This window comes from Brevibacillus fortis (assembly GCF_003013395.1).
GTDB lineage: Bacteria > Bacillota > Bacilli > Brevibacillales > Brevibacillaceae > Brevibacillus > Brevibacillus fortis.
In genome coordinates, this window is sequence record NZ_PXZM01000002.1 from 114,497 (window position 1) to 124,070 (window position 9,574).

The 9,574-nt window shown below is 46.5% G+C and carries 7 protein-coding genes and 1 other annotated feature; of the genes, 1 reads left to right on the forward strand and 6 read right to left on the reverse strand.

What is annotated here, in order from left to right; genetic code table 11:
* Positions 1–14 precede the first annotated feature (14 nt).
* The 6 genes from aceB to guaB form a co-directional block, all read right to left on the reverse strand.
* Positions 15–1,622, reverse strand: coding sequence for a malate synthase A (gene aceB / locus C7R93_RS01785; protein ID WP_106837189.1), 1,608 nt, complete (start codon positions 1,620–1,622; stop codon positions 15–17).
* Between the two features lie 421 nt (positions 1,623–2,043).
* Positions 2,044–3,324 (reverse strand): serine--tRNA ligase, encoded by a 1,281-nt coding sequence (serS, locus tag C7R93_RS01795; RefSeq protein ID WP_106837191.1) that lies wholly within the window; start codon positions 3,322–3,324, stop codon positions 2,044–2,046.
* Between the two features lie 53 nt (positions 3,325–3,377).
* Positions 3,378–3,602, reverse strand: a binding site (T-box leader).
* A 126-nt stretch (positions 3,603–3,728) separates the two neighbouring features.
* The gene (gene pdxT / locus C7R93_RS01800; protein ID WP_106837192.1) at positions 3,729–4,304 is read right to left on the reverse strand and encodes a pyridoxal 5'-phosphate synthase glutaminase subunit PdxT; all 576 of its coding nucleotides are present in this window, start codon (positions 4,302–4,304) and stop codon (positions 3,729–3,731) included.
* Between the two features lie 10 nt (positions 4,305–4,314).
* Positions 4,315–5,199, reverse strand: coding sequence for a pyridoxal 5'-phosphate synthase lyase subunit PdxS (gene pdxS / locus C7R93_RS01805; RefSeq protein WP_012683798.1), 885 nt, complete (start codon positions 5,197–5,199; stop codon positions 4,315–4,317).
* Between the two features lie 105 nt (positions 5,200–5,304).
* Positions 5,305–6,621, reverse strand: coding sequence for a D-alanyl-D-alanine carboxypeptidase family protein (locus tag C7R93_RS01810; protein WP_106837193.1), 1,317 nt, complete (start codon positions 6,619–6,621; stop codon positions 5,305–5,307).
* Positions 6,622–6,810: 189 nt separating this feature from the next.
* Positions 6,811–8,271, reverse strand: a complete 1,461-nt coding sequence (gene guaB, locus C7R93_RS01815; RefSeq protein WP_106837194.1) for an IMP dehydrogenase — start codon at positions 8,269–8,271, stop codon at positions 6,811–6,813.
* Between the two features lie 166 nt (positions 8,272–8,437).
* On the opposite strand from guaB, the gene C7R93_RS01820 reads away from it, so the two are divergent.
* Positions 8,438–9,451, forward strand: a complete 1,014-nt coding sequence (locus tag C7R93_RS01820) for a YaaC family protein (protein ID WP_106837195.1) — start codon at positions 8,438–8,440, stop codon at positions 9,449–9,451.
* Positions 9,452–9,574: the final 123 nt, after the last annotated feature.

The following is a 9,574-nucleotide window of genomic DNA, read 5'->3' on the forward strand; positions in this document are numbered from 1 at the left end:
CACTCTTTTTATTTTTACAAATAGCGATAACCCGGTACAGTTAGAAAGTCTTCAAAATCTTCTGTCGTTACCAGTTGCAAGAACAGATCACCAGCAATTGGATATTTACTGTTCTCGTACTTTTCCTGGCCCATTACTTGCTTGATCGCTTGCAATTCCTCACTCAGCCACTGCTTCACCAAGCCTTCTGTCACCTTTCTACCATCCTGCAACACTCCGTGACGATGACGCATCCATTGCCAAACCTGTGCCCGCGAAATTTCTGCTGTAGCCGCATCCTCCATCAGATTGTTGATTGGCACAGCCCCAGAGCCACGCAGCCAAGCCTCGATGTACTGCAAGCCTACGCTAATGTTCGTGCGGACACCCGATTCTGTAATTGTGCCCTCTGGGACTGCCAGCAGTTGACTAGCAGATACGTCTACGTCTTCACGTTTGTACCAGATTTGGTTCGGCTCTCTCATCAAGCGATCGAACACTTCCATGGCTACCGGCACTAGCCCAGGGTGAGCAACCCAAGTCCCATCATGCCCATCGTACGCTTCCCGTTCTTTGTCAGCGCGTACTTTGGCGATGGCTTCTGCATTTTGTGCCGGGTCATTTTTCACCGGAATTTGTGCGGCCATTCCGCCAATGCAAGGCGCCATCCGTTTGTGGCAAGTCTTCACCGCCAGCGTGGTGTATGCTTTCATGAACGGAACTGTCATGGTTACTTGCGCACGATCCGGTGTTATCACATCAGGCTGATTCCGCAGCTTTTTGATATAGCTGAAAATGTAGTCCCAACGTCCGCAATTCAGTCCCGCACTATGCTCGCGCAACTCGTACAGAATCTCATCCATCTCAAAAGCTGCGAGAATCGTTTCGATCAATACTGTCGCACGAATTGTGCCGCGTGGAATATTTAATTCATCCTGCGCAAAAAGAAAGACATCGTTCCAAAGTCGAGCTTCTAGGTGGTTCTCCAGTTTCGGTAAGTAGAAATACGGTGCTGTCTGATTAGCGATAAGAGCATCTACGTTGTGGTAAAAGTAAAGTCCGAAGTCAAGCAGGCTGCCGGAAATCGGTTTTTGGTCGAGGCGGATGTGTTTTTCATCAAGATGCCAGCCACGCGGACGCACGATCAAAACCGCTGTCTTTTCATTGAGAGAGTATGATTTGCCTTCCGGGCTGATGTAAGAGATATTGCGGCGTACGGCATCCTTCATGTTGATTTGGCCTTGTATCGTGTTCTCCCAGGTCGGTGAGTTCGCGTCCTCAAAGTCAGCCATGAAAAGCCGAGCACCTGAATTGAGTGCATTGATGACCATTTTCCGGTCACCCGAAGGCCCCGTAATCTCTACCCGTCTGTCTTGCAAATCTTTGGGCAATGGAGCAACAGTCCAATCTCCTTTACGAATGTCCGCTGTTTCTTGTAGAAAATCGGGCAGTTGCCCTGCATCGATCTGCAATTGACGCTCCACACGTTTGGCCAACAATTGTTGTCGTCTGTCGCCAAACCTTTGCTCCAGCTTCATCACGAATTGAATCGCTTCTGGTGTCAGGATATCTTGATAACCAGGGTGCATCTCACCGGAAATCTGAACCTCCAGCGGATATGGATTCGTTGGTACGGTAGTCAAAACAGCTCCTCCTCCCTCACTCCAAAGTTATTATGATACAGATCAATAAAATGTTTTTTTATTATATAACAGCAAGAGTAAAAAAAATGTCCTTACTCCTGATACCCGCTGCCACTGCAATGGCTGCAGCATACATGCCCATCTCCCAAGCAATTGTGGCAAGCCGCTCCGTTGGCATCATGACCAACGCCTCCACATTTTGGGCAATTTTGTTCGCCGTTTCCTTCACACCGATAGCAGTCCATTCTCCATTCCTCCATTTCTGTATTAAAACAATATTCTTAAAATTTGTTTTTATTATATAACAGAGATTAGTACAGTGCAACACGTTTTTTAAAAAATTCCACCTGTATTAGTACACAATATAAAACAGCCCTTGACCCGTTATGGATCAAGAGCTGCTTTCCTAGTCTCTCGCTTCTTACTTCGGTGCGATCTTGTCCACTCCGCCCATGTACGGACGAAGAACTTCTGGAATCACGATTGCTCCATCTGCCTCTTGGTAGTTCTCCAAGATCGCTGCGACTGTACGTCCAATCGCCAAACCAGAACCATTCAAAGTATGCACAAATTCCGGTTTCGATTTCGTATCACGACGGAAACGGATATTGGCACGGCGCGCTTGGAAATCTTCAAAGTTCGAGCAAGACGAGATTTCACGGTATGTGCCGCCGCTTGGAATCCAAACCTCCAGGTCGAATTTCTTCGCAGCCGTAAATCCAAGATCGCCTGTGCACATGCTCAGGACACGGTATGGCACTCCAAGCAATTGAAGCACCTTTTCAGCGTTTTTCACCAGTTTGTCGAGTTCGTCATAAGACTCTTCTGGTTTCACGAATTTCACCAGCTCAACTTTGTTGAATTGATGCTGACGAATCAACCCACGCGTATCACGTCCAGCAGAACCCGCTTCCGAACGGAAACATGCGCTGAAAGCAGTGTAGTAGCGAGGGAGATCAGCTCCATCCATGATTTCATCACGATGCATATTGGTGACCGGTACTTCTGCAGTTGGAATCAGGAAGTAATCTGGTCCCTCGATTTTGAATGCATCCTCTTCGAACTTCGGCAATTGACCAGTTCCCGTCATGCTTGTACGGTTGACGATATATGGCGGGATCACTTCTTCATAGCCATGCTCGTTCGAGTGCAAATCCATCATGAAGTTAATCAGTGCACGCTCCAGACGTGCGCCCAACCCTTTATAGAAAACAAAACGGCTTCCCGTTACTTTTGCCGCGGTTTCAAAATCGAGGATGCCTGCTTGGCTAGCCAGCTCCCAGTGAGGCTTAATCTCGAAGTCAAATGCACGTGGCTCTCCCCATGTCCAGGCAATCACGTTATCGTCTTCTGTCGTACCGACCGGCGTGCTTTCGTGCGGCAGGTTCGGGAGGCTCAGCAAAATGAACTCCAGCTGCTCATCCAATTGGCGCAGCTCTTCATCCAAAGCCTTGATGCGCTCATTTACTTCTTTCATTTCTGCGATCAGATGGTCTGCATTTTCCTTATTGCGCTTCATGACCGCTACTTGCTCGGATACCGTGTTACGCTTATTTTTCAGCGCTTCTGCTTCTTGAATGACTTGGCGACGCTTTTCATCTACTTCTACGAATTGATCCAACGCAGAAATATCTTCATTGCGGTGAGCCAAACGGCGTTTTACTTCTTCTAAATCCTGGCGTAATACTTTTACGTCCAACATGTGTGAATCCCTCCGAATCGTATTGAAAAAAAACAAAAAACACCCGTCCCCTGGTAAGGGACGAGTGTTGTATACCCGCGTTGCCACCCTCGTTGACACATGCAGCAATCCTCATGCATATGCCCACTCTTCCGTCATAACGGGACGGTTCCGGACAAAGTTATTGTTCCTTTGCCACTCCGAGATGGATTCCTTCACATAACCGGATCGGTTTGCACCTACCACCGACTCTCTAGGCCTGGCTCTTGTGAAGTACTTGTTCTCATCATCGCATTCTCATTCATGAATACTATTATTGTTAACTGTACTACAGGTTCTATACGTATGTAAAGAGCAGCCCGCCTGTCTTTACAGAAAAAAAGAAGATCGGCACCTTTTCTACGGCCGATCTTCTGGTATTACAACTAGCTTCTGTATTCCTTGACCATGTCGAGGAAGTATTTGTGCAGTCTTGTATCTTCGGTCAATTCTGGGTGAAAGGCTGCTACCAGATAGTGACCGCTTCGGGCGACAACAATCTTGTCTTCGTGCTTGGCCAAGACTTGACCGTTCTCTCCGACTTCCATGATATACGGTGCCCGGATGAACACTGCCGGATAATCTGCCGCCACACCCGCAACAGGCATCAAGACTTCAAAGCTCTCTTTTTGGCGACCAAAAGCATTTCGCTCTACTTTGATCTCCATCAAGCCTAAATGACAATCGTCTTGTCCTTGAATCCGTTTGGCCAGAAGAATCGCTCCTGCGCAAGTTCCGAAGATCGGCTTGTTCGCCTTACCGAACTCTTGAACCGCCTCCATGAATCCGTACTTGTGCATCAGCTTGCTAATCGTGGTGCTTTCTCCGCCGGGAATGACCAGACCATCGAGGTCATCCAGTTCTTCTACTTTTTTGACCGGAACGGCTGTGGCGCCAACTTCTTCTAGCATTCGTACATGTTCTGCTACGGCTCCTTGGAGAGCGAGTACGCCGATTTTCATGCTACTCACCTTACCAGCCGCGCTCTTGCATGCGATCAGCTTCACGGATTTTGGAGATTTCGATTCCGGGCATTGCTGTACCCAACCCTTTGGATACGCGAGCAATCAGTTCGTAATCGGTGTAGTGGGTAGTCGCTTCCACAATCGCGCGAGCAAATTTCTCTGGATTCTCTGATTTAAAGATACCAGAGCCTACGAACACGCCATCGGAGCCCAATTGCATCATCAGGGCAGCATCTGCTGGTGTTGCTACTCCACCTGCTGCGAAGTTTACGACTGGCAGCTTACCTGTTTTGTGTACCTCTTCAAGCAGTTCGTACGGGGCACCCAGGTTTTTGGCTTCTGCCATCAGTTCATCGTAGGACATGGCTTGCACTTTGCGGATTTGGGACATCATCGTGCGCATATGACGAACAGCCTCTACAATGTTTCCGGTTCCTGGCTCACCTTTTGTGCGGATCATGGATGCACCTTCTCCGATACGACGGAGGGCTTCACCCAGATCACGGGCGCCACATACAAACGGTACAGTGAACTCTTTTTTATTGATATGGTACAAGTCATCTGCTGGAGTGAGTACTTCACTCTCATCGAGATAATCTACACCCAGAGATTCGAGAACACGCGCTTCAACAAAATGACCGATACGTGCTTTTGCCATAACAGGGATGGAAACAGCATTCAGTACTTCCTCTACAATGCTAAGGTCCGCCATACGAGCAACTCCACCAGCTGCACGAATGTCAGACGGTACTCGCTCCAAAGCCATTACAGCAACAGCACCCGCTGCCTCTGCAATTTTCGCTTGTTCAGCATTCACGACGTCCATAATAACGCCGCCTTTTTGCATTTCAGCCATACCTCTTTTAACGCGGGATGTTCCTACTTGTACCATGTCATTACCCCCTACATCATGAGTCAGAACCTAAACTGTTATGTGGTGTTATGGTTCCTGTTATCGTCATTGTAAACGATAGATGTAAGGGAAAACAATAGTTATTTAATTTCCTGTTCCACTGCTGAACAGATTGCTGAAGAATTCTATAATACTGCGGAAGAACAGACGAATCCAGCTGGCTTCCTCTACCGCCTGTCCCGCTACTACATCAACACCTGCTTTTGTCACGTCATCAGGCTGCAAATAATCCGTATCCTTCACGCCTTCTTCTTTCAATACGATCTTACCGACAACCTGTCCTTGCGTAATTGGCGCGGTCAGATCCTGGAAGGTAACAATTGGTGTGAATTTTGCATCGGTACCGATCTTTGTAATCATATTTACTTCGCTACCTGTAACGGCTGGAACTGTTACCTCTACACCGTTTTTCACAGGGGCTATTTCAAACCCTTTAACTGGTACATTCTTGTCCATTTGTTTCGTCAGTTTGAAATTGCTAAAACCGTAGTCAAACAGTTTTCTGGTCTCCGCGAAACGCTTTGTATTGCTATCTGTATTCATTACTACACTAATCAAACGCATGTTGTCACGAACAGCCGTCCCTGTAAAGCAATAGCCCGCTGCAAGTGTATGCCCTGTTTTCAATCCGTCTACGCCTGGATAGTGGCTAATCAGACCAGGCAGCATCCAGTTGTAGCTTTTCTTGCTCCACTCTTGTGGGGTACCTGTTCGGAATGTGAAGTTTGGTTTTTTCGAAACTTCCAATGCCTCAGGGAAATCACGGATCAGAGCACGTGCGAGGATAGCCGAATCGCGTGCGGACATCAGATTTTCTACTTGATCGGTTTTCACTGAATACGGGCCCAACTCATTAGCTGGCAAACCTGTAGAAGTGACAAACATCGTATTTTTCATACCAAGCTCTACTGCTTTTTTGTTCATCATTTCAACAAAGGCAGCTTCACTGCCTGCGATCTTCTCTGCCAAAAGTACGGTTGCGTCGTTAGCAGAAACGACTGTCATCGCTTCTGACAATTGTTTAACTGTAAATGATTCACCTAAATTCAGGTACACACCAGACGAATCTGAAATTTTCGCGATATAAAAAGCATACTCACTTACCGGGACAACATCATCCCAGCTAATTTTCTTTTGTTTGACGGCTTCCTGAACCAGATATTCAGACATGATTTTACTCATGCTAGCTACCGGAAGTGCTACGTCAGGATCTTTACTATAGAGAACCCTTCCCGTCGATGCCTCAACAAGAATGGCAGACTTCGCTTCCAGTTGTAAATTTGCTTGAGATGCTGCTGGAGCAGCTTCCACCTTTGAAACCGTTCCTCCCATTGCTGTAGCAAAAACAGCGACAGAAAGGAACAGACCTGTTAATCGCTTTGTCCATGTCTTTCGCTTCATGTAATCTCTCACTCTCCTATTTCTGTCGATTTCATTTTTTCATGAAAACAAGCACACAATTGTAAGTGTACCATAGGTTGCAGGGTCGCATGAAGCGTGATTCCTCCAATTTCCACATGTTAGCAGCTAGTAAAAATCCCCTCTCTTTTTAAAAGAAAGGGGACGTAGGTCTTCCGAACTGTTTTTCGTTTAGGAAATCGAGTAGTTAGGTGATTCTTTGGTAATTTGTACATCGTGTGGATGGCTCTCACGCAAGCCAGCGCCGGTAATGCGAACGAACTGGGAGTTTTGAATCAAATCTTCGATGGTCTTCGCTCCGCAGTATCCCATACCTGCACGCAGTCCACCAATCAATTGATACGTGACATCCGCCAGCGGGCCTTTGTAAGGAACACGGCCTTCAATCCCTTCCGGAACGAGCTTTTGTGCGTTCTCTTGGAAGTAACGGTCCTTACTGCCTGCTTTCATCGCGCCAATCGATCCCATTCCACGATATACCTTGAAACGACGACCCTGGAAAATCTCGAATTCGCCCGGGCTTTCTTCTGTACCAGCGAACAAACTGCCGATCATGATCACAGAAGCACCTGCACCAATTGCTTTTGGCAAATCACCGGAGTATTTAATGCCGCCGTCGGCAATAATTGGAATATTGTACTCCCGCGCTACTTGTGCACAATCGTGGATCGCTGTAATTTGTGGAACACCGATACCTGCTACGACACGAGTTGTACAAATGGAACCAGGACCGATACCAACCTTCACCACAGATGCGCCAGCCTCGATCAGATCGCGAGTAGCTTGTCCAGTCGCAACGTTTCCTGCCACGATTGTAAGCGTTGGGTATTCTTTACGAACCGCTTTTACCGTTTCGATTACGCCTTTGGAATGTCCATGAGCCGTATCGATCACCAATACGTCCACGCCTGCTTGTACCAGTGCGGCAGCACGCTCAAAAGTATCTGCTGATACCCCTACAGCAGCTCCACACAACAAGCGGCCTTGTGTATCTTTTGCTGCATTCGGGTATTGGATTGCTTTTTCAATATCTTTAATTGTAATGAGTCCACGCAGGATATTGTTCTCATCCACCAACGGGAGCTTTTCGATCTTATGTTTTTGCAAAATCTCTTCTGCCTGTTGCAAAGTAGTACCAACAGAAGCGGTCACCAGGTTTTCCTTCGTCATGACTTCTTTGATTTTGATGGAGAAGTCATGCACAAAGCGCAGATCACGGTTGGTAAGAATTCCGATCAGTTTTTGATTCTCATCGACAATCGGAACACCAGAGATACGATATTTACCCATGAGAGCATTCGCTTCTTCGACTGTGTGTTCTTGTGTCAAAGAGAATGGATTGGTAATAACGCCACTTTCTGAACGTTTTACACGATCTACTTCGCTTGCTTGTTGCTCGATCGACATGTTTTTATGAACAATCCCGATACCACCTTGGCGTGCCATGGCGATCGCGAGTCCAGACTCCGTTACGGTGTCCATACCAGCGCTGATCAGGGGAATATTCAGCTTCACATACTCACTCAATTGAACTCGTAGATCAACATCCCTTGGCAAAACCTCAGATTTTGCTGGAATGAGCAATACATCATCAAACGTTAAACCCTCTTTAACAAATTTGTCTTCCCGCACAGTTGAAAGCTCCTCTCGGCGAATGGTTTAAGACAGTTTAACAAACGGCTTAATTTACTGTCAAGAAATGAGTACAATGTTCGGTTATAGATTCAATTAGACAGATAAATCAAAAAACAGTTAAGGGAATTTAGTCATATTACGAAAATTGGTAAAGGTGGTTATCATGGATAACGCTTGGAAAACATTACGCTATTTTGAGACAGAACCAACTGCACGTAAATATTTGGCTGCCTGCTACCATGCCATGGATGTTGAGCATGCGGAGAGGCTAGCTTTTCAACAAAGCTCGCGTTTCCTGTATCTATGGAGACAAGCCAGGCATTTTTATTCCACTTCCGCTGTTGCCGACTTGTCCATCCAGCCATTGTTGTTGTTTTATGGCTGCTCTCACTTGTTGAAGGCGATGTTGTTGACTCGTGATCCGTATTATCCCCAAAACAGCCGTGTTCTTCAACATGGTGTCACGACACGAAAGCTTAAACGAAACGCCTATATGCTCATGGAGGATGACGTACGACCACAAAAGGAAGGTTTTTTTGCACAACTAGCTCAAGCCTTTCAGCTTGCGCCGTTACAAGACCGCTATCTAGTCCATGACTTATTTTCATCCATCCCCATCGTCAGCGATAGTTACGGAATTGCTACGAATAAACCGCGTAACTGGTTAACGTTGAAGATTGACTATATAAGCCAGGATGATTTGGTTCGCATTACTTTTCCTGAAAAAACGGACGGGCCATTATCCTATTCAACAGAGACCTTCATCCAGTATATTCGCAGGCTAGCTCCAGCTGTTTGCAACTTAGATACACTCACCTCGGAAAATAATAAAAACATAAAGAAACTGACCCTTCCTCAGTGTGCCCTGTCTGAACTGGATCAACACCCGTTATTTCGTTTGCATCATAACGTCCTCTTCTTTTGGAATGGTTCTGCTTCTTCTCTGCCTCTTCCCGAATGGGCCAGTCATTACTTACTGCTTTATTTACTCAGCATGCTTTGCCGCTATGAAACGGAGTGGTGGGGAGAGCTAACAATGTCTCACGGACTTGTTGAGCGATATTTGGTCGAACATTTTTTGGATAATCACATGGATACTTTTCCCTCGGTTATTCGAAAGCATTTTCAACAAAATCACCGGATGCTGCTCCCCTCTTTACCCTCGGATCCGTATTAGTTTATCGCCACTGCTCTTTCTACACGAAAAAAACCTTCCTGCCATCATCAGCAAGAAGGTTTCTTTTATTCCCTGAAAACTGGATCTGCATGATCAATTGCTAAATGTGTGGATAAGTCCTCG